Source organism: Trinickia soli (assembly GCF_002879855.1).
Classification (GTDB): domain Bacteria; phylum Pseudomonadota; class Gammaproteobacteria; order Burkholderiales; family Burkholderiaceae; genus Trinickia; species Trinickia soli.
The window spans coordinates 1-392 of the sequence record NZ_PNYB01000099.1 but is presented as its reverse complement, the minus strand read 5'-3'; the positions used below and the strand labels follow the sequence as shown (position 1 = coordinate 392).

1 protein-coding gene is annotated in these 392 nt (G+C 59.9%); it reads left to right on the top strand.

Features of this window, described 5'->3' with window-relative positions:
* Positions 1-392 (top strand): aminoacyl--tRNA ligase-related protein (locus C0Z19_RS27815; RefSeq protein WP_332882225.1); only part of this gene is annotated, 392 nt, incomplete at both ends.

The following is a 392-nucleotide window of genomic DNA, read 5'->3' as shown; positions in this document are numbered from 1 at the left end:
CCTCATCTACAAGCAAGGCATCAAGAGTTACCGCGACCTGCCGCTTCGCTTCGGCGAATTCGGCGCGTGCCACCGCAACGAGCCTTCGGGTGGCTTGCACGGCATCATGCGCGTGCGCGGCTTCACGCAGGACGACGGCCACATCTTCTGTACGGAAGACATGATCCAGGCCGAGGTGACGGCGTTTACGACGTTGCTGCAGAAGGTCTACAAGGATTTCGGCTTTACCGAGATTCTTTACAAGCTGTCGACGCGTCCGGACAAGCGCATCGGCACGGAAGAAAGCTGGGATCGCGCCGAAGCGGCATTGGCCGAGGGCTTGCGTGCGTCGGGTTGCGAATTTGAGTATCTGCCGGGTGAGGGGGCGTTCTACGGTCCCAAGATCGAGTATG